Raw genomic sequence first — 21,791 nt, 5'->3', positions numbered from 1 at the left:
CGGCGACTGTTGGTCTTGGTCCAGGTCTCATCAATGAAGACCCGTCGCGTGGATCGATCCGGCCCCGATATTTCATCCACTGCAGCCGCCGTCGTGCGACATCGGGGCGATCCTGTCCGTTGGCGATCAGCGTCTTTTTTGTGAGTGAGCTTCTCGGCATGCACGAACTCCCATACCAATCGGTAGTCGACCTTCAGACCGGCTCGGCCACAAGGCCGCGCAAGGTGAAGCCCGGTCGTGAAAGCGCTCGATCAAGCTGTTGGGCCACACTCCCGAGAGTTTCTTCGGTTTGTAGCCGCGGACCTGGCGAGGCGCCGCACTGCCAGTCTCTTCGACACGCTATTAGCCACGCTATGGCCCCGCTGTAGCTGACGCCAAAGCGCGCCGTGGCGGCGCCGCGACAGCCCTTCCATCTTGACCGCGGCAACAACCCGCCCGCGAAAATCCATCGAATATCCTGCCATCCCGACTGGCCTCCTCCAGTATGAATGTTGAATCAGAGCAAAGGTGATTTGCGAATCTCACGACTCCATCCCGCTCTAGCAAGAGAGTCCGGGGCACCGAAGCACATACCCGCGAGGAAGCGCCAGTTGCGGTTGAGACCAGAACTAAGTTTGATGTCAGCTCGAAATGTAAGACCGATCAAATCCGGCCGTTTTTATAAGTTCCGCGTGGTCATGCAACTCGACCACACCATTGCGGAATGAAGCCAGTCCACTTTCCCGCAAATCCTTCAACACGCGACTTACATGCACAGCCGAAAGCCCCAACGCGTCAGCCATCTCGGCTTGGGTCAGCGGGCATTCAAAGCGGTCCGGATAACTCGTTGGCGATCGATGTGCCCGGCAGCCCAGTTCGAGAAGAAGATGTGCCGTGCGTTCGACAGGTCCCCGTCTGCTGACTCCTGCCAGATGTTCCGCAACCCTTGCGTACCGCCTTACCTCAGCCAGCAGGATAGCCTCGCAAATGGACTGCGGGTAGCGCGAAAAACAAGTATGGACAGGACCGGTCAGCTCGATCGCGGTTACATCGGAGAGCGCAGTTGCCGTCTCGCCCCCTTCGCCGGAGAACTCGATCAAGGCAATTTCGTGAGGAAGCGCGAAATCAACGATGAGACGCGAGCCATTCCGCAACGTTTTGCCGAATGCCGCCCAACCCGCAGTCATAACCAGGATGGAGGATTTGGCCTGATGCTCGCGTGCAATCGTGGTGTTCGCCGGATAGAGGCGGCGCAAAGCCCCCGGCAATACTGAGATTGTCCTTTCCCAACTCGCGTCGGCAAGCGCGGGTCGCCTCTCCAATTCAAGAGCCTGCTTTGATAAGCCCATTTGTCTTGATTACCCCACTCCGCGATCGTCCCTCCGATCAATCTGCAGCTTCAACCCATTAATTACACAAACGTTCCGCCTATCTTTTCATCCAAATGGCGTCGCGGCCTACCGCCATGGGATGCTACCCTACCACCTTGGGGGTACTTGCACCATGCAGAAGGTTCTCAGCCCACTTTACTGGATGGGCTTCAGCAAGTTCCCGTGGCCTGCCGGCATTCAACGCCGGCAGTCGAACTTGTCCTTTGGCTGCTGCGCCCCGGCGGACCATCACGGCTACTTTCACGTCCCTTCTTTGGTTGAAAACCCTCGCCAAGCAGAGCTGCTCAACTTGAAAGCAGCCGCGTTCGATGCCCTTCAGAAAGCACGTCGGGTCCTGCTGGTCGCGTTGATGCCGGAAGCGCGGATCCCACTGGCGGATCGGGCGGTTGCAACTCTTGCCAAGGCGGACTGGGGATCGCCTGCGCCGTGCTTCCGGGACTCTCCGTTGCACCTGCTGTAACGACTTGCTCCATTGTGCTGGCTGCCGGTTTTCGGCGCGGGTAAAGCCGCGAGGGACGCCTGGCATTGTAAGTCTGCCGTCTTTCCTCGGCAACTTCCAGGTCATCGATTGCGGATATGACCGATGCAAGACGATCCTCGATTTGGCTAAGACGCCTGCGGGTGGAAAACAGGGCGACTGAAACCAGCAAACTGTAGGCAAGTACGACAATGACTGCTCCTACGGGAGTTTCGATGCCGAACACAATTAAAGTACCAGCCCCAATAAAAACGGCAGGAGCCCCGTAGCCCAGCAACCTGTCTTTCTTCATAGGAAGCATCAACGGCCAGGTTGCGGACAGCATAAGAATGGCCGCCGGTCTGTTGATCACCCAATCTAAAAACCCCGGAACGATTTCGCTGAGAATATCCATATCAACCTCAAGCAAGACACGGCCGGCTGCTTTGTTGTCGTCAGGAAGTGCAGGCTCTCCTGCGCGCCCTGGACGCTGCAGCGCCTTAGACCTTGCGGAAGCGCGATCTATGGTCCCGGCGACATCCTAAAGGTCTGGAAGGCTTGTCGGGTAGACCAGATCAACCTTTAGCCGATTTACTACTCAATAATGGTAATGGCGGGGATATCCGCGAAGCTGTTATGTTTCCAACTGACCGGCGACGCGATCGCTCGGTGGGCGGGAAAAGAGCGACTGCACATGCCGGATGGCGGGACGCGAACCCTTACATTTCACGCGCTCTGAGCGCTTACACGCAACTGCCCCGAACTACTTTGAAGTGAAGCAAATTCAGCCGACGCTGGAGGGGCGGGAGTTGTGCTGTTGATTGCAAGGATTCGGAAATGGCAAGTTCAATTGACAGTCCGACCATGACCAGAGAATTACTGCCGCTCGACGTGCGGGAGATTCTTGATTTCTTTCTCCGCCGCTGGAAGCTGGTGTGCAGCATTGCTGCGCTCACCTTCGCCGCATTTGTCGCCGCCGCCTATCTCCTTCCACCATCCTACACGGGCGTCGCACAAGTGTTACTTGACGCCCCGATAGACTATATGACTCCGCAGGATTATTCGAATTCTGATTTTGCCGACAATTCAACATTTATCGAAAGTCAGATTGCGGTCCTGAGATCCACCTCGCTCCTTCAGAAGGTGGTCGACAGTGAAAAGCTGACGGAAGACCCAAAGATCGGACCGGGGGCATTAATATGGCTACAGGGCGCCCTTGGAGTTTCGCGCGTTGGATTGGCGGATGTTATCGAGATCTCGGTGACCGCCTATGACCCGGGGAAAGCAGCATCGCTGGCGAACGCAATCTCCCAGGCCTACCTCGCTGATCGAGTAAGGTCCCGCTACGAAGGGGCCAAGAAAGCGTCCACATGGCTCAGTGAGCGGGCCACATCTCTGCGAGCGGAATTGAGCCTTTCGGAACAAGCCGTCCAGAAGTTTCGGATCGATCACAATCTATTGGCGACGCCAGCAGGCAGTTTGACTGACCAGCAGCTGTCTGAATTGAATGTCGCATTAATTACTGCACGCGCCGAATTGTCGGAGAAACGGGCGCAATATCAACAAGTTGACAAATTGCTGACCAGCGGAGGCGACATCCAGTCGATGCCGGACGTCTTGCAGTCCGTAGTTATCAGCGCGCTTCGGGCCCAGATCGCTGGAGTGACACGGCGGGAAGCCGACCTCAAATTGAAATACGGCGATCGGCATCCGGATGTCCTGGCGGCGCAAGCCGAGCGCCGCGACATCGAGGGGCAGATTACCGCCGAAGTCCAGCGTCTCATCGGCAATCTGAAGAATGAAGTGGACGCTGCCGAGGCCCGGGAAGCTTCTCTCAGCCGAGCCTTGAATTCGGTATCCAACCGATCCGAAGTCGAAGGTCAGGTTGGCGTGCAGTTGCGCGACCTGGAAAGGATCGCCGCCGCGAACAAGGAGCTGTTTGAGACATTCCTTTCACGCGCCAAGCTCACCGAGGAGAAGTCTACCCTGCTGAACAGCGGCGTACGCGTGATAACCGATGCGGTTGTTCCGGGTTCGCCAAGCTTTCCGAACAGGCCTCTATTCGCGGCGTTGGGACTTGTGCTCGGCTTCTTCGTCGGGGGGGCAGGGGCAGTTCTTCGTGAACTTTTCGCTTCCGGCTTCATGGCAAAGAAGCAGATAGAGGAAGAGCTGTCCGTTCCGGTTCTTGCATCCATCCCACGGATGGCGGGCTGGTCGAGAGACGCCCATTCCCAAGCCCAACCTGTGGCCTATCTCGAGCGCAGACCACTATCCAGGTTTAGCGAAGCCGTGCGGCGGCTCCGCCTGGGCATCGATGCGACGCCCGAACAGGCCCGCTTGCCGCGCCTTATGCTGGTGACATCGGCGATGCCCGGCGAAGGAAAGACAACCTTGGTATTGAGCTTGGCCTGCTCCGCAGCGGCCGACGGCGAACGGGTTCTGGTCGTCGATGCGGACTTGCGGCTTTCGGCCACCACGGCCTTCTTCGGCATGGTGGACAAGGTCGGGCTGGTCGACCTTCTGACATTGCCGGTGAAGGCAGCAAACGCAATTCATCGGGACGAACGCTCGGGGATATCCCTACTCCCTGCCGGCGCAAGGACCCGGAACCCGCCTGCCCTTCTTGCTTCGGCGCGGATGCGCTCGGTTTTCGAAGAGCTTCGCGGAAAGTTCGACACGGTGATCATTGACGCACCACCTGTTGGAGCCGCGGCCGACGCCACGATCCTGGCGCGGTATGTCGACAAGGTCCTCTTTGTCGTGAAGTGGCGCGAAACTTCGCGCGAGGCCGTTGCAGAAGGGATTCGCCACCTTGGCGGTCGGTCGAAGATTGCCGGCATCGCCTTGACAATGGTGGACGAACCAAAGTTGCCAAAATATGGCCGCTACACGTCCATCGAAAGTAGTGTTTCTGACAGTTACTATCTCAACTAGAGAAATATTTCGCCATGCAGCACGCTGAATTATACCAGGATCGCTTCCCGGTAGGAAAAACTTACGGCGGGGACCTTACGCGTTGGTACGTGATCCAGACGCACCAACATTCCGAGAGCTTGGCGGAGCGGCACCTGCTATCGCAGAACTTCCGAACATACCTGCCCAAGCGAAGGCGAACCGTTCGCCACGCTCGCATTGTCAGAAACGTCGCAAGTGCGTATTTCGACTGCTATCTGTTCGTCTCGCTGGCTGCTCAGCAGAGTTGGTACCCGATCAACTCAACCGTCGGCGTGCGAAAACTTGTCATGAGCAAAGGAATGCCGGTCCCGGCACCATACGGTGTGATCGAGTCCTTGATAGCCGCAACCGACGAGGACGGAATTTTGCACCCCGATATCTTATTGAGGCCAGGTCAAAGAGTTAGAGTCATAGACGGGCCGTTTTCGGAGCAGCTTGGCGTTCTTGATCATGTCGGAAGTGCTGGAGCGGTAAAAATTCTTCTTGATATAATGAACCGTTCTATTCAAATCACGATCGACCGAGATAAACTTTCGATTATATCCTGAATTCTATCCGTTATTTCTCGTATAATATTTTTTGCTCGGACGATGCCGAAACTATCCGGCGAAGGAAGGATGAGTTGGCCACCCAATTCACCCTCGATGCGGCAGCTTGCAAGGCGACGTCCGAGGCTGCAGCCCGGCATCGAAAACATCGGGGGCTGCGTCTCAACGAAATCAGGGCCAATAGGCTGCCGATACGATGACCGGCGACGATGAGCGAATGACGCTCGACGCGATCAACCAGGGGAACCCCTTGCAACCTTCACGTAAATCCAAACCCGGAAGCTACTGTCCGGCGGATCCTGGAGAGCCTAGGGACGGCCTGCAGCCGCAACAATATCGGCGCTGGGTTCCAAAAGCCAAGGCAAGCATGGTGGTCGAAGCGTTGACGCCGGGGGTGAACGTTCCAGCGCCAGCCAGGGCGGTTGGGGCGAGCCCGTCGATCAACAAAGCAGATGTCGGTGTTTCTCAAACCGACGCAAGCGCCGCCTTGCTGCCCCTCGAAACAGTCCCGGCCCTTCCGACCGCCACCGAACTGTTTCGAGCATTCAATGAGAGCGGCCTGAAGTACGGAATAATTCAGGATCTCGCGTCCCTGCAAAGCGGACTTGCGGGCCGCGACGATCTGGATCTCCTTTTGGACAAGCACGACTACCCGGTCTTCTGTTCGATCGTGAGCAAGCTGCACGGTCGTCGCGGCGTCAGCCTGTCTTGCTACGACAATGTCTGTGCCGGCCGGGAGGACTGGTTCCTGCCTGACTTTCCAAATGGCCGCTATCTCCATCTCGACATGCATATCGGGATCCGTATCGGCTGGGAATTCCGCAAACGATATCCGGTATTCGACTATGCGGCGATTACACGATGGGAGTCAATTTGTGTGGATGGGGTGTCTATTCCGGTCGTCTCCCCCGAGGACGAGATTCGAATAGCCATTGCCCGCTTCGCCTTCCGGACCTGGGCATTGCCTTGGCGACAGTGGATCACCGTTGGTGGTGATTGGAGGGACCAGTTTGCGCGCCCGCCACTGCCGTCAGGCCAGCAAGGCCTGGATGTCGCGGAATACACGCTTGGCGGCAGCAGATTGACGAGCTGCAGGTTTCTGCAAAGCGTCGACGGTTTGATGGCAAACCGCAGGGATCTTGCCAGGCTCCGGCGTTCAATCCGTGAAGCCTGCGGTTTTGCAGGAGGTTACGGGATCGCCGATGCCGTTGTTCACCTGGCCCGCAAGACCTCATATCTGGCGTTGAGGGCCCTTCAGCGCCTGATGCCCGGCACATTCCCACCAAAGAGACGGCCTGCGGCTGGTGGCTTTGTAGTGGCGCTCGTCGGTCCTGATGGCATGGGAAAGAGCACTCAAGCTGATCGGCTGACACGGATATTTCGATGGAAATTCGGGTGTGCGCAAGCCTATGTCGGAATCGGAGACGGCAATGGGTGGTGGCTCCGCAAGGCGTTGCAGACTCTGGTTTTTCCCTACAGACGCCGCCTAAAGTCGTTGGCCCAGCACGATGGTGGCAACAGCTCCGTCAGCCGAAATTGGTCGAAGGGAGGACTCGCCGCTACCGCGCTGGCATTCTGGGCAGTTTTGATCGCGTTTGAGCGATACGCTGTCGTGAAACGTGCGCATCGATGGGCTACGCGCGGCCTGATCGTCATTTGTGACAGGTGGCCGCAGGCGCTGTGTACCGGATATCTGGACGGGCCGACCATCCCACCGCACCTCTTCTCCGTCCCAGGCCTGTCAGTTCTCGCTCGCCTCGAGCAAAGGCTCTATCAAAAGATGGCACAATGCCGGCCACACCTCACTTTGCACCTGGTTTCAGATTTTGCCGTCTCCGAGCAGCGAAAGCCGGGAGAAATCAGGAAAGAAGCCTTCGACGCGCGGCTATCGCTGATGGCGGAGTTGCGAGCCAAGGATAAGAACATCCGAACCGTTGACGCAAGCGCTGGCATCGAGGCGGTCGGACGGGAACTGTTCAGGCATATCTGGCTGTCTTTGTGAGAGGCAGGGCGGGCAGCTCATCGGCCAGTATCCAAACAGACCCCGATGCGCGGCCTTCCGCCATCGCGAAACGACAGGTGTTCCCTGCGAGGCGTGGGAAAGCCGCCGAACGCTCGCGCTCGATAGCGGCGCGCCGATAGAGCCTGTTTCATCCCACGATCGGCACGGGGCTCTGACTTGAACGAGTGAATATGGCTCCGTTTCGGGGCGAGCACCTGTCCCATCCGGCCCACAACAGCACGCAATGACGGAGGTTGCCATGTCCGAAACCATACGCAGGACCGGCAGTTGCCTGTGCGGCGGCGTGCAGTTCTCGGTCCGCGGTCCGCCGCTCCGCATTGGTCTTTGCCATTGCAAGGATTGCCGCAAGGCCGGCGGCTCGACCTATTCGGCATTTGCCATCTGGCCGCGCGAGGCCTTCGAAAAGACGGGCCTCGTCAGCTCCTACGGCACGCGCAGCTTCTGCCAGACCTGCGGCGGCCGCGTCGCCCGGGTCGACGACAATGAGGCTGAGGTGATGATCGGCAGCCTCGACGTCGTGCCGACCGATCTCGTGCCCGAATATGAATTGTGGACCTCAAGACGCGAGACCTGGCTCCATGCCTTGCCCGGCGCCGAACAGTTCAAGCATGACCGGCCAGCGGCGAACAGCGCAGAAGTGCCGGCGCCGCGGTCGCTGTCGGACGTCGATGCGGCCGCGTGAAATTCGATTTTGCGCTCGAATGCGCCGCCCTGGATTTCATGTCCCCTAAGGTATTGGCAAATGAAAATCCTCCATGTGCTCACCCGACTTCTTCGGGGAGGTTCCGAAGAGAACACATTGGCCTGCTGTCTCGCTCAGGCGCGGCACGGCCACGAAGTGCGTTTGGTTCACGGCGAGGAGTACGATCCGAATTTGCGGATGTCAGTTGCCGAAGCCGTTCGGGTTGAGACTCTTGAGCGGCTCATCAACTCGATTTCGCCATCCCGTGACATTTCTGCATTTGGCCAACTCACGCGCCTTATGCGCGACTGGCGGCCTGACATCGTGCACACCCATCAAAGCAAGGCCGGCATCGTCGGCCGCCTCGCTGCAAGGGAAGCCAATATCCCCTGCATCATACATGGCGTGCACATTTTGCCCTTCGTGCATGTGGGCAATGCGCAGAGGCTGATGTACCTGGCTGCCGAACGCTTGGCCGCGAAGTGTACACAGGCTTTCATCGATGTCAGCCAGGCTATGCGTGACATTTGCATCGCCAATCATTTGGGTAGCGCCGATCAGCACCACGTCGTCCACTCCGGCTTCGATCTGAAGCGCTTCGCGAACGCGCAATGGCCACAGCAATCGCATCTGCTCCTGGGGACGGCTGTCGGAGAGCCTAAGCCACCGGTGATCCTGATGCTGGCCGCGCTGGAACCGCGAAAACGCCATATAGAGTTCATTGAAGCATTTGGGCAGGTCGTCGACCGAGTTCCGAACGTGCGGCTGCTCTTGGCCGGCGAGGGGCCGGCGCGATCCGCTATTGAGTCGGCGATTGCACGATCCCCGTACGCAAACAACGTTCGCATGATCGGCTACCATAGCGAGCCCGAGCGACTGATCAGTCTGGCGGACGTGTGTGTGCTGACCTCGATGCGAGAAGGACTGCCTCGCGTCATGATGCAGTACCTGGCGGGCGGTCGAGCCAGTGTGGTCTCGCATCTGCCGGGAGTGGAAGAGGTTGTAAAGCATGGCGTGAATGGAATTGTGACGCCGGCAGAAGACGTTGGCGCCGCGGCGGCGGCGATCGCCGACCTTCTCCAAAATGAACACTACCGCGCTCGATTGGCTGAGAGCGCGAAACTCACCGACCTGGCATCCTGGGGGTTGGATACAATGTGCGATAGGGTCGAGCTGATCTATCAATCCGCTCTCGAGTCAACCCTTTCAGCAGGAAGGCCAAACGACCCGCGAATTCGCGACGGCCTCGCCAAGCAACCTTTAGGACTGCCCGGATTTTGATCCCTTTTCTCCTTCGACGGAGTCCGGATTTTCAAGGCTTACTGCTCGAACCCTACCTTGCTGTCACGCTCCGTCCGACGAATGTCGATTGGTCCTGACCGCAGGCAAGACAACGGAGTACGACGATGCGTTTGCGTGCAGACCAGCACTTTCCTTCCGGGCCTTCGCTAATGGAGGATTGGGTCCGACGGCTTTTTCCGGCCAGCCGCACGCTCGCAATGATTGGCGGTCTGGCCATTGCCATTGTTCTGCTCACCGCAGATGCATCCCGTGCGGACGGCTATACGTTCGACACCGGTGACGTCCTGCGTGTATCCGTGATTGGCGAGCCATCCTATCCGCTGGAAGTCGTGGTCGATGATCGCGGTTCGATATCGCTTCCCATGTTGGGCGATGTTCAGGCGCGCGGCCTCACCAGCGTTGTCCTTTCGAAGGCCATTCAGCGTGCATTTCAGGAGCAGAAGCTCATCCTCGATCCTTTCGTGAAAGTGGAGATCGGTCAGTACCGGCCATTCTTTATTTCCGGAACGGTGGCTCATCCCGGATCGTACCCGTTTCAACCCGGAATAACGGTTCGTCATGCACTGGCTATAGCAGGTGGCTTTCGGGCTACCGCCGTGGGAAACACGGAGCCGGCCTTGCAAATAGCTGATCTGCGCAGCGCGCGGGCAGGTCTGGCGATCGAGGAATATCGCCTAAAGGTTCGGCTCGCCCGGCTCCAGGCGGAAAGCCGCCAGGACAAATCTTTCGTTGCTCCGCCCGATCCGCCTGTCGAGTTTGGCGGACACTTGATTGACGACATCGTAGCGTCTGAACAGGCGCAGTTGGACGCCCGCCTCGCCGCATATCGGGACGACATTTCCTACCTTGATGTCTCGTTGGAGCGGGCCAGGAAGGAAGCGGATATGGTCGCTGCCACTCGAAAGGAACGAGAAAAGACCGCGGACATTCAACTCGAGGAACTGCAGTCTGCCCGGTCATTGCGGGAAAAAGGCCTGGTCACCAATTCGAATGTCATGACGGCCGAACGAGCACATACCAGCTATCGCGCCGAACTTTCGCAGACCGAGCTGCAGCAGGAGCAGGCGCAGCAGGCGATGCTGACCGCTGAAAGCGAGCTTCGAAAAAAGAAGCAGAGTTATGAAATGGACTTGATCTCGCAGACCCAAGACACGCAGGTCGAGCTGGGGAAAATTCAAAGCCAAATAAGGTATGTCGCCGACAAGCTTCTCTTTATATTTACATATGGCGAACAGCGGACCTTCGACGACTTGCAAGGCTCCGTGAAGATCTCGATCTTCAGGCGCGACCGGAAAGTCGCCCACGACATCATCGCCAATGAAAATACGGAAGTTCTAGCTGGCGATGTCATCGAGGTTTCGATCGCGGCCAACAAAGGGTTCTACGCGCCGGACACTTCCGGAACAATGGGGAGCCCAAATGCGGAGGGCCTCCAGCCAAGCATTGTCGGCCAATAGCACGAATATGCCCACTTCCTCGAGCAAAGCTTTGCTTCAGGGCCGCGATCGTTGCTTCGCAACGCTCTTGGGTTCGTTGTGCCTTGAACGGCCTGAGATAGTCCGACCTTGGCACCTCAGGGGTTTGACATGAGCCTTGGGCCAGCACTGACAGTGGTGGGAAATCGCTTCCGCCGGGCGAATTCCCACGCCAAAGCGGAGCAGAGGCGGCTCAATCTCCTCCGTGCAACGGCGCGCCGCAAGACGACGGTGCGTTACGCCCCGCGCCACCGCGCCATCATCCGATCGCGCATTCCAGGTGCAATCCTGCTCCTCCTCGCTCTTGCGCTTGCGGGAGCTGCATTTCTGCGGCGCCACGTTGACCTCGGCCGCAACTGGCTGCCGCGACCGTGGACCGATTTCGTGGTGGACCGGGGATACTTCTCCGATCCACTGGTCTTGCTGGCTGGTCCAGACGCTCTTCCGGTTTGGCTGGCGTTCGCGGCGGTGGGCTTGCTGCTGCTCGCAGCCGCCCGCAAGGCAAGGCGAAGGGGCGGCTTGCCAAGCGCGTCCACGAACGCCGGCGCCAGCCCCTCGGCAAGAGACATCCAGCCGGCGCCCGGTTCGGAACTGGCCTGTGCGTTGCGTTCCTGCAAGGCAGCATTCGCGGGAGTCGCGGTTTTTAGCGGCGTGAGCAACATCCTCATGCTGACCGGAGCGATGTTCATGTTGCAGGTCTACGATCGCGTACTGCCAAGCCGCAGCGTTCCGACTCTGGTAGCCATGGCGATATTGGCCGGCGTTCTGTTTGTCGGGCAGGCGGTCATCGATCTCGTGCGCAGCCGCATCATGACCAGGATCGGTGGAGAACTGGACGAAACGGTCGGGGGGCGCGTATTCACAGCCGTGTCGAGGCTGCCCTTGTACATCGGCCACCAGGGCGATGGGCTGCAGCCGCAACGCGATCTCGACAACATCCGCGTGTTTCTGTCGAGCCCGGGGCCAAGCACACTCTTCGACTTTCCGTGGATGCCCTTTTATCTGGCAATCATATGGAGCCTTCATCCGACCCTCGGAATTGCGGCGATTTGCGGTGCAATCGTGTTGGTGGCGCTGACGGCGGCGACCGAGGTCTTCACGCGCAAACCAATGGGCGCCGCGGTTTCGACGGGCGTGAAGCGCAACGGCTTAGCCGAAGCCAGTCGCCGCAACGCGGAGGTTCTCGCGGCAATGGGAATGGGCAGCCGCCTACACGACCATTGGCGGGAGGCGAGCCGCGAATATCTCACGCAACAGCAGCATGTCAGCGATATCGTAGGCGGCTTCGGCAGCTTCGCCCGCGCCTTGCGGCTGATGCTCCAGTCGGCAATGCTTGGTATAGGGGCCTGGCTGGTGATCCAAGGCGAGGCGACGTCCGGGATCATCATCGCCGGCTCCATCCTCGCGGGCCGTGCGCTTGCGCCTGTCGATCTTGCCATCGCCCATTGGCGCAGCTTCGTGGCCGCACGCCAGAGCTGGAGCAGGCTGAGCCAGTTGCTCGCCCGATTGCCGCAAGACGCTCAGCCGATGGCACTTCCGGTGCCCGGTTCGAACTTGACGATTGAGAACATCACGATCGGTGCACCAGGCGTGCAACGGGTCATCGTGCGAGGCGTGGACTTCAGCCTGGACGCGGGCTCGGTGCTTGGCATCATCGGACCAAGTGGCTCCGGCAAATCCAGCCTGGCTCGTGGGCTGGTCGGCGCATGGCGACCGCTAGCGGGGCGTATCAAGCTTGATGGTGCCGCGCTCGATCAGTGGTCGTCGGAGCGTCTTGGCCGCCACATAGGTTACCTTCCGCAGGACGTCGAACTGTTCGCGGGAACGGTTGCCGCCAACATCGCCCGCTTCGATCCTGGATCGGACCCGCGGGCCATTGTCGCCGCCGCCCGCGCGGCGGGCGTCCATGAGCTAATCATCGGTTTTCCGAATGGCTACGAGACTCAGATCGGAGAGGGCGGGACCGCGCTCTCAGCCGGGCAGCGCCAGCGCGTTGCCTTGGCACGGGCACTCTATGGAAATCCGTTCATGGTCGTCCTCGACGAGCCCAACTCCAATCTCGACATGGAAGGCGAAAGGGCGCTCGCCGAGGCGATCCTCGCAATCAAGGCGCGCCGCGGCATCGTGGCGATCGTCGCGCACCGTCCGAACATTCTCACCACTGTGGATTTCGTGCTGATGATGAAGGAAGGGCGGATGCACATGTTTGGAACGAAGCAGTCCGTTCTGTCCAAGCTCTTTCCGATGTCACAGGCCAATACAGCGGACCTGCAGCCGGTTTCAACCTCGCCTCGACTGCCGAATTGACGACTTGCGGCACATGGGAAACAGGCAATCATGGCTCCTGTCTTGAACCGATCGCTTTCAAACCGGCGATCCATTCGCCGCAATCTGCTCGGTGGGATGACTGTCGTCGCACTGCTCCTCGGCGGAATGGGAGTCTGGGCCGGGACAGCGGACATTTCGGGAGCCATCATTTCGCATGGCTGGGTGGTCGTCGAGAACAGCGAAAAGAAGGTGCAACACCCGACGGGTGGCGTGGTGGGCAAGATTCTCGTACGCGATGGCGACCGTGTCCGGGCCGGGGATATCTTGGTCCAGCTTAGCGACACTATCCCGCGTGCCAGCCTGGCTTACGTGACAAAGAATCTGGATGAGCTCTACGCGCGAAAGTCCCGGCTCGAGGCGGAGCGTGACGGCAGCGGGCGGATGACACTTGCTCCGATGCTTGCCACGCGAATGAACAACCCGGAGATTGCCAGCACCGTGGCTAGCGAACAACGACTTTTCGAACTTCGTCGAACCGAGGTTTTTGGCAACAAGGCGCGCTTGCGCGAACGCATCGAGCAGTTCGGAAAGCAGATCGAAGGTTACTCGGCTCAGGAATCGGCAAAGAGCAAGGAGATCGAGTTGATCAACGATGAACTCGTCGATATCCGCAGCCTTGTCGACAAGAAGCTCACACTCAAGTCGAAGCTGACGGAATATGAACGCGAGGCAACACGCATCGAGGGTGAAAGGTCTCAGCTTGTGTCAAGCATGGCGCAGGCAAAAGGCGCCATCGCCGAAGTTGAGCTCCAGATCCTTCAGCTGGACAAGGAGTTCTCCAGCGAGACTGGCAGCGAACTGCGCGATGTCGACGCCAAGATCGCCGAATTCGAGGAACGAAAAGTCACCGCCGAGGACCAGCTGTCACGCATCGATATTCGCGCTCCCTCCAGCGGCACGGTCCATCAATCTTCAATCCATACCGTGGGCGGCGTGATCAGTGCGGGCGAGCCGATAATGCTGATCGTTCCCGACACCGACACTCTCACGGTCGAGGTGAAGGCCGCTCCGCAGGACATCGATCAGATCTTGGTCGGCCAACGCGCACTTCTTCGCTTCACCGCCTTCAACGTCCGCACTACGCCCGAAACGGAAGGCGTGGTGTCCATGATTGCGGCCGACGTAACGCGCGATCAGCACACCAATGAAGTCTACTACGTAGTCCGCATCACCCCGGACCCGAAGGATTTGACGAAACTTGGCCCTGCCTCGCTCATTCCCGGCATGCCGGTGGAAGCGTTCATACGGACTGGTGACCGCAAGATGCTCTCCTACCTGATGAAGCCTTTGACGGACCAGATGATGCGTGCGTTCAGAGACCAATAGCCGCGCGGCGACGCTTGTCGCGCGGATCGGCGCGACCCCGGCTAACCTTTTAGCGACGGAGACTTGTCATGGCAGCAACAGAGCTGAAACCTCCGATTTTTCTGATCGGCAACTATCGGTCGGGGACCACAATTGCACAAAAATTGATTGGGCTGCATCCCGACATCGTTACCTGGTACGAGCCAAAAACATTGTGGCTATATGCCGATCCTGCGCGGCGTCATGATGAATTTGGCGAAACCGATGCGACCAAAAGGGTCGCACGTTACATTCGCGGCAGGTTCCTCGAATATCAGTCGCGGCACGGAGGCCGACAGATCATGGAAAACACGCCTGCCAATGTCTTGCGCGTGCCGTTTGTCCACGAGATTTTTCCGGAGGCCATATTTCTCTATATTACGAGAAATCCATTTTCGTACATAAGCTCGATGGAGCTTAAGTGGCAGAGAGCAAAATCTCTCAAAGGATTAATACGCCTTTTGAAGATCACTCCGGTAACGCAAGTTCACTATTATGCAAAAGATATTATAAAACAGGTGATCGCGAAAAGGGTATTGGGAAGAAAATACACATCGATCTATGGGCCGCGTTACAACGGGATAGAGCGAGATTTGAAGGAGAATGAGAAATTGACGGTGATCGCGCGCCAGTGGGCGCGCGGCAATCGAAAGGCCCGAGAAGATCTCGCCAAGCTGGGCGACGGCCGCGTGCTGTCTTTTCGCTACGAGGATTTGATACAGGATCCCGAGTTGGTTTTGCGCCGCATCTTTGAACATTGCGGGCTGAACTGCACCGACGATATCGTGCGAACGGCCAAGGAGATGATCGATCCAGGCCGCCAGCAGAAGTGGCTCCGTCTCGAAAGGAAGGATCTAACGGCGATCATACCGGAGGTCCGGGACGAGATGGAGTTCTATCGCTACGAAATCCCCTCGCTCCTTCGATAGGTAAGGCGCGCTGGGCGCGGGCGGACGGCACCGCAGCGGAGGACCCTTCATGACCCATGCGATCATAACTTCGTGCAGGCGCGGGCGCGTGGCTGCGCATCATCCAACGTAATCGTGTCACTCGGCGGATCCGGCAAGGACGCAGTGGCCGCCTGTTTGGGTCGGCCGAGGCGATTGGAGAGAGGCGTGAGCAACAACCAGCGCGGGCTAGCAAAACAAAGTGTCGTGGGCATGTTCTGGACGTCCCTGTCCATGGGTGCCCTTGCGGTTGCGGAGCTTGTCGCGCTTCTCATCCTGGCTCGGCTGCTCTCGCCCAATGAGTTCGGCCTCTACTCCGCAGCGCTGATCGTCATCAAGTTTTCGGCGATCTTCCAGGGACTTGGCATTACCCCCGCGATCGTCCAGCGACCGGTGCTGGACGAGCGACATCTTCGGGTCGGCTTCACTTTGTCATGCCTCCTCGGCCTCGCTGTGTCCGCGTTGGTCTGGGCGATGGCACCGGCAATTGCCGGGCTGCTTCGCCTCGCCGATCTGGCTCCGGTCGTTCGTGCCATCTGCTTCGTGTTCCTTTTCCAAGGCGCTTCCATGGTGGCATTGGCCGCGGCCCAGCGCGCGCTGCGGTTCCGCTGGCTGGCGTTGGTCGACGCCAGCGCCTTTGCCTTGGGTTACGTCGTTGCCGGTCCGATTCTGGCATGGCTCGGCTTGGGCATCTGGGCGCTTGTCGGCGCGCTCCTGATCCAGCAATTCATCCGCATGGTCGTGCTGCTCGCCGGCCAGCCGCATCCGATGCGGCCTTTGCTGGAGCGGCGCGCCATCGTCGAACTGCTCTATTTCGGAAGCGGTTTTACCATCGCCCGGGTCTTCAATTACCTCGCCACCCAGGCGGACAGGCTTGTCGTGGGCCGCTGGCTCGGCGCTGATGCGCTTGGCCTGTACGGCCTGTCGTCACAGTTGATGACGACGCCCGCGGTCATCGTCGGTCAGGTTCTTGATCGGGTGCTGTTCCCAACCATGGCGCTGGTCCAGGAGCAGCCCGCGCGGCTTGCTCGTGCCTATCGCAGCGCAGTCGCGGGGTGCGCCCTGCTTGTCCTGCCGGCCAGTGTGGTCGTGGCCATCGTCGCGCCGGAGTTGGTTGCCGTCATTCTCGGGCGGGGATGGGTAGCGGTCGTCGCCCCGCTCCAGATCCTGGCGTTCAGCATGCTGTTCCGCACGAGCTACAAGCTTAGCGATTCCGTCTCGCGCGCAACAGGGACTGTCTACGCGCGCGCCTGGCGTCAGGCGGTTTTTACCATCGGCGTCTTCGCCGGCTCCCTCATAGGGCAACTCTGGGGCATAGAAGGCGTGGCGTTCGGCGTCGGCGCGGCTTTCGGGATCAACTTCTTCCTGATGGCACAGTTGAGCCTTCGCGTGACCGGCATGACCTGGGGAGACTTCCTTATGGCCCACGTACCCGGTCTGGCACTCGCGGGCGTGGTCGGAACCGGCGTATGGGGGCTCGTGGAATGGCTACGCGAGTTCCGTCTATCTCCCCTTCCCCTGCTTATCGATACGGCATTGCTGGCATCTGCCGGGGGCTTGCTGCTGTGCTGGATCCTGCCGTCGCTGTTCCTTGGGCGGGACGGGCTATCACTGCTGCGCTTGCTCGCGGCCGTTGCGCCCGCCTGGCCAAGGATGAGGAAGGTAACTGACTGATCCCGTAGAATTCAACGCTTGACCGCACGGCCATGGATTTCGGGCGACGGCTTTCATGTCCAACGTTACCCATCGCCATGCTCGATCTGGGGTCGCAACAGCCCTCGGGTCGGGCACGTCGAGATTCCGATTTAATCGAGAAATGTGCAGAGGAGATTCGACGTGGTAAAACTCGCTGGGCTTCCCTGGAATGACGCGAAGCTCTTGATGACGGAATCCGGCACTGACTCCGGCATCAATGGCGACTGGCTGACCGACGACAATTGGACCCAGCCGAGCGGAAGAGCGATCGGCAACGAAACGGCTCGGGTGCTCTCCGATATCGGCGACGGGCTGGCTGCCGAAACCGGCAATGGTAGTCACACTACCAGCTTGGATCCGGCCGCGAACAAGCTGGATCTTAGCACCGCAGATGGGGTCACGCCGACTTTGGGGGGCGATGGCGGATTGAAACTGACCGGCCTCACCGAGACGGCAGCCGGACTTGGCATTCATCCCGACAGCAGCTTTCTCGACTTGTGGCACGATGCGGAAATAGGCCATGCCGACAGCCATGTCACCTACATCGCCACCACCCCTGAGGCAGTTGCCGACATCGGCACGGTCTCGACGCGCGCAGCGGTCACAACCAGCAGCAGCTTCCTCGCCGCCAGCTCCAGTGTGATCGACCCAATCTTCGAGACAAGGGTGGCGACCGCGGGCGACGATGTCGAGGAGAAGGGCTCCGGTACGATATCGGGCAATGTCGACGATCTGGAACTGGGCTATGACGGCAGCACCCGCCAGACGGTCGGCCTCCGCTTCACCAGCATCGATCTGCCGAAGGGCGCGATCATCACCAGCGCCTATATCCAGTTCCAGGCCAATGAGGTGAAGACCGGCGCGGCGTCGCTGCTCATTCAAGGCGATAATGTTGACGACGCCAGCCCCTTTACGGCCGCCAGCTTCAACGTGTCCGCGCTTCCGAGGACGACAGCCTCCACGGCCTGGACGCCGGACCCGTGGACCATTGTGGGCGAGCATGGCGCTGCCGAGCGCACGCCTGACCTCTCGGCGATCGTGCAGGAGATCGTCAACCGCTCGGGCTGGGCCGCGCTCAACGACATGGCATTTTTGGTCAGCGGCACTGGCACGCGCACGGCCGATTCCTACGAATACAATCCGGCCAGCGCGCCACTGCTGCACATCGAATATCTGCTGCCAGGACCCGGCAATCCGGTCGCCTTCAACTCCCCGCCGGATGCCAACACTGCCGCCAACAAGATCGCCGAGCTTGCCGCGGCAGGCGCACCCACCGGGATCATCGCCTCGGCAACGGATCCCGATGCCGGCTCGACCGTCACCTACAGCATCAATGACTCGCGCTTCGCCATCAATGCCAGCACCGGCGTCATCACGCGCTCGGCCACCGGCACGCTCGACTTCGAGACCCAGTCGTCGATCAATCTGACAGTGACGGCAACCTCCTCCGACGGCAGCACCGCCAACCAGGCCTTCAGCCTCGCCGTCCTCAATAGCCCTGAGCCGGTCGCTTTCAACACCCCGGCCGACGCTAACGCCGCCGCCAACCAGATCGCCCAGACCGCCGCCGCCGGCACGCCGATCGGGATCACCGCCTCGGCGACGGATCCCGATGCCGGCTCGACGATCACCTACAGCATCAATGACTCGCGCTTTGCCATCAACGCCAGCACCGGCGTCATCACGCGCTCGAGTACCGGCACGCTCAACGCCCAGTCCGAGCCGTCGGTCGCCCTCACCGTCACGGCGACCTCGTCCGATGGCAGCATCGATACCCATGCCTTCAACGTCAACGTCACGGCCCACCAGCTGCCGACGTCGGTGACCTTGTCACACACAATCCTGACTTCGCAGTGGTCGCCGCCGAGTCCCGACCCGACTGATATCGTCTATATCTCTCACCTCGGCACGTTGCTGGTTGCCGACAGCGAAGTCGAGGAGATACCTGCGCTTTTTACTGGCAAGAATCTCTACCAGATGAATTTGAACGGCACCCTTGCGGGCACGCTCACGACCGTCAAGTTCTCCGATGAGCCGGCCGGGGTGGCTTATAATCCTGCTAACCACCATCTCTTCTTCGCGGACGACACTGCCCCGAAGAGCGTGTACGAGCTCAACCCCGGGATAGACGGGCTTTACAACACGTCCGACGATAAGGTGACCTCTTTCAAGACATCCGCGTTCGGCAGTTCGGATCCGGAGAGCGTCGCCTATGACCCGAACCATAAAGTCTTGTATGTCGCGGATGGCTCAACCCAGACGATTTACGCCGTCTCACCGGGTCCCAACGGCAAATTCGACGGCGTCGCGAGTACGGGCGGCGACGACATCGTGACGAGTTTTTCTGCGCAAGCGCTGGGGAACCCTGGCGACGAAAGTATTGCGTATGACCAAGTCAACGACCTCCTTTATATCATTACGTCGACAAAGTCGGTAGCAATGGTGACGCGTACCGGGCAGTTATTGGGCACGCTCGATATCTCCGCAGCCCACGCGCACAAACCATCGGGAATAGCGCTGGCGCCGAGCAGCGACGATCCGAGCCACCATATGAGCCTGTACATCGTGGATCGGGGCCTGGATAATGACCCATATCCAACCGAAAATGACGGCAAGATCTATGAATTCCAATTGAATGGTTGGCTGCTCGCCTGATCCGGCAGGACGCGTTGCTTCAAGGTCCTGTCGTGATCCATTTCACTGCAGCCTGCCCGGATGCCCAGCAAGCACATCGCCTCCACACACGCCTCTGACAGCCGGAGTCCTCGATCACCGCGGATCGGACCTGGCCGTGGCGTCGATATCAGGGCCTAGCGAGGCCCAAGTGCGGAAAACGGCGGCAAAGGAGTTCTGCGATGTCCAAACCACATCGGCTTCCAGATAGCGGCAATGCAATCGGACTGCTCGCGACGGAGCTCGGTTCGACGCCCCTCCTCAAAGGCCTTCAACCGCTCGATGACGGCTCGGTTGCGGAGCACGTGCATGGCGATGACGGCGTGTCGCAGGCTTCCGGGGCATCCGATGGCGTCAGCCTCGCCGTCGAAACCGGCAAACACAGTGACAGTCAAAGCGCCGTCCCGACCACGGCAACCGGTGGCGAGTTGATCGGGCTGGCGGACGCGGCAGCCGGGCTTGGCATCCATCCGGATAGCACCTTTCTCGACAGCGTGGCGACGAAAGACACCGGCCTCAGGCAGTTTGCGGGAACGGGCTATGCCGGCAGCGGCGTCACCTTCACCGCCCCTACCCCCACCGCTGACGCCGGCACGGTCTCGACCGGCGCTAATGTCATCACCACCAGCAGCAGCTTCCTCACCGCCAGCTCTAGTGCGATCGACCCGATCTTCGAGACAAGGGTGGCGACCGCCGGCGACGATGTCGAGGAGAAGGGCTCCGGTACGATCTCGAGCAACATCAGCGATCTGGAACTGGGCTATGACGGCAGCACCCGCCAGACGGTCGGCCTCCGCTTCACCAGCATCGACCTCCCGAAGGGCGCGATCATCACCAGCGCCTATATCCAGTTCCAGGCCAATGAGGTGAAGACCGGCGCGGCGTCGCTGCTCATTCAAGGCGATAATGTTGACGACGCCAGCCCCTTTACGGCCGCCAGCTTCAACGTGTCCGCGCTTCCGAGGACGACAGCCTCCACGGCCTGGACGCCGGACCCGTGGACCATTGTGGGCGAGCATGGCGCTGCCGAGCGCACGCCTGACCTCTCGGCGATCGTGCAGGAGATCGTCAACCGCTCGGGCTGGGCCGCGCTCAACGACATGGCATTTTTGGTCAGCGGCACTGGCACGCGCACGGCCGATTCCTACGAATACAATCCGGCCAGCGCACCGCTGCTGCACATCGAATATCTGCTGCCAGGATCTGGCAATCCGGTAGCCTTCAACGCACCGCCCGACGCCGATCCCACCACCAACCAGATCGCCGAACTCGCCGCGGCGGGGGCAGCCACCGGGATCACAGCATCGGCCACCGATCCCGACGCGGGCTCGACCGTCACCTACAGCATCAATGACACGCGCTTCGCCATCAATTCCAGCAGCGGCGTCATCACGCGCTCAGCCACCGGCACGCTCGACTTCGAGACCCAGTCGTCGATCAATCTGACAGTGACGGCAACCTCCTCCGACGGCAGCACCGCCAACCAGGCCTTCAGCCTCGCCGTGCTCAACAGCCCGGAGCCGGTCGCTTTCAACACCCCGGCCGACGCTAACGCCGCCGCCAACCAGATTTCCCAGACCGCCGCCGCCGGCACGGCGGTCGGGATCACCGCCTCGGCGACGGATCCCGATGCCGGCTCGACGATCACCTACAGCATCGACGACTCGCGCTTTGCCATCAACGCCAGCACCGGCGTCATCACGCGCTCCGGCACGGGCACGCTTAACGCGTCCTCGGAGCCTTCAGTCAACTTCAACGTGACGGCAACCTCGTCCGACGGCAGCATCGATACCCACGCCTTTACAGTCGGCGTCACGGCCAGCCAGTTGCCGGTTGCCTTCAACGCACCGCCCGACGCCGATCCCACCACCAACCAGATCGCCGAACTCGCCGCGGCGGGGGCAGCCACCGGGATCACAGCATCGGCCACCGATCCCGACGCGGGCTCGACCGTCACCTACAGCATCAATGACACGCGCTTCGCCATCGACG

Annotated in this window: 14 protein-coding genes and 1 pseudogene; 12 read left to right on the top strand and 3 right to left on the bottom strand. The window is 60.0% G+C overall.

From position 1 onward, the window contains the following. Positions 1-8: 8 nt before the first annotated feature. The 3 genes and pseudogenes from EN861_RS36515 to EN861_RS33655 form a co-directional block, all read right to left on the bottom strand. Positions 9-464 (bottom strand): annotated as a pseudogene (locus tag EN861_RS36515) (IS630 family transposase); the annotation flags it as partial. A gap of 156 nt (positions 465-620) precedes the next feature. After that, positions 621-1,328: a Crp/Fnr family transcriptional regulator gene (locus EN861_RS33660; RefSeq protein WP_127276029.1), complete on the bottom strand. Its 708-nt coding sequence runs from the start codon at positions 1,326-1,328 to the stop codon at positions 621-623. 326 nt (positions 1,329-1,654) lie between these two features. Beyond that, complete coding sequence (locus tag EN861_RS33655) at positions 1,655-2,242, bottom strand: hypothetical protein (RefSeq protein ID WP_127276028.1); 588 nt, start codon at positions 2,240-2,242, stop codon at positions 1,655-1,657. Positions 2,243-2,664: 422 nt separating this feature from the next. Between EN861_RS33655 and EN861_RS33650 the strand changes: the two genes are divergently transcribed. The 12 genes from EN861_RS33650 to EN861_RS33595 form a co-directional block, all read left to right on the top strand. Next, positions 2,665-4,761: a polysaccharide biosynthesis tyrosine autokinase gene (locus tag EN861_RS33650; protein ID WP_135867761.1), complete on the top strand. Its 2,097-nt coding sequence runs from the start codon at positions 2,665-2,667 to the stop codon at positions 4,759-4,761. Positions 4,762-4,775: 14 nt separating this feature from the next. Further along, complete coding sequence (locus EN861_RS33645) at positions 4,776-5,330, top strand: transcription termination/antitermination NusG family protein (protein ID WP_135867760.1); 555 nt, start codon at positions 4,776-4,778, stop codon at positions 5,328-5,330. 196 nt (positions 5,331-5,526) lie between these two features. Then, entirely contained in the window at positions 5,527-7,332 is a 1,806-nt protein-coding gene (locus tag EN861_RS33640; RefSeq protein ID WP_245512170.1) for a hypothetical protein, read from the top strand. 259 nt (positions 7,333-7,591) lie between these two features. Then, on the top strand, positions 7,592-8,035 hold the full coding sequence (locus tag EN861_RS33635) for a GFA family protein (protein WP_127276025.1): 444 nt from the start codon (positions 7,592-7,594) through the stop codon (positions 8,033-8,035). A 60-nt stretch (positions 8,036-8,095) separates the two neighbouring features. Then, positions 8,096-9,316 carry a glycosyltransferase gene (locus EN861_RS33630; protein ID WP_127276024.1) on the top strand — a complete coding sequence of 407 codons (1,221 nt, stop codon included), beginning with the start codon at positions 8,096-8,098 and terminating at the stop codon, positions 9,314-9,316. A 125-nt stretch (positions 9,317-9,441) separates the two neighbouring features. Further along, a complete protein-coding gene (locus tag EN861_RS33625; protein ID WP_245464263.1) occupies positions 9,442-10,794 on the top strand; it encodes a polysaccharide biosynthesis/export family protein in 1,353 nt (450 codons plus the stop codon). A gap of 129 nt (positions 10,795-10,923) precedes the next feature. Further along, positions 10,924-13,119: a type I secretion system permease/ATPase gene (locus tag EN861_RS33620; RefSeq protein ID WP_245464262.1), complete on the top strand. Its 2,196-nt coding sequence runs from the start codon at positions 10,924-10,926 to the stop codon at positions 13,117-13,119. 30 nt (positions 13,120-13,149) lie between these two features. Beyond that, positions 13,150-14,466 (top strand): HlyD family type I secretion periplasmic adaptor subunit, encoded by a 1,317-nt coding sequence (locus EN861_RS33615; protein WP_135918083.1) that lies wholly within the window; start codon positions 13,150-13,152, stop codon positions 14,464-14,466. A gap of 68 nt (positions 14,467-14,534) precedes the next feature. Next, complete coding sequence (locus EN861_RS33610; protein WP_127276022.1) at positions 14,535-15,413, top strand: sulfotransferase; 879 nt, start codon at positions 14,535-14,537, stop codon at positions 15,411-15,413. A gap of 186 nt (positions 15,414-15,599) precedes the next feature. After that, positions 15,600-17,105: a lipopolysaccharide biosynthesis protein gene (locus tag EN861_RS33605; RefSeq protein ID WP_245511849.1), complete on the top strand. Its 1,506-nt coding sequence runs from the start codon at positions 15,600-15,602 to the stop codon at positions 17,103-17,105. Between the two features lie 162 nt (positions 17,106-17,267). Then, positions 17,268-19,781 (top strand): RTX toxin, encoded by a 2,514-nt coding sequence (locus tag EN861_RS33600; protein ID WP_245512169.1) that lies wholly within the window; start codon positions 17,268-17,270, stop codon positions 19,779-19,781. A gap of 200 nt (positions 19,782-19,981) precedes the next feature. Beyond that, the coding region (locus tag EN861_RS33595) for a cadherin repeat domain-containing protein (protein ID WP_189343801.1) at positions 19,982-21,791 on the top strand (1,810 nt) is incomplete at its 3' end.

This window comes from Mesorhizobium sp. M8A.F.Ca.ET.218.01.1.1 (assembly GCF_004791165.1).
Lineage (GTDB): Bacteria > Pseudomonadota > Alphaproteobacteria > Rhizobiales > Rhizobiaceae > Mesorhizobium.
Note: the sequence above shows the minus strand (reverse complement) of the source record. Positions and strands in the feature narration are given on the sequence as shown.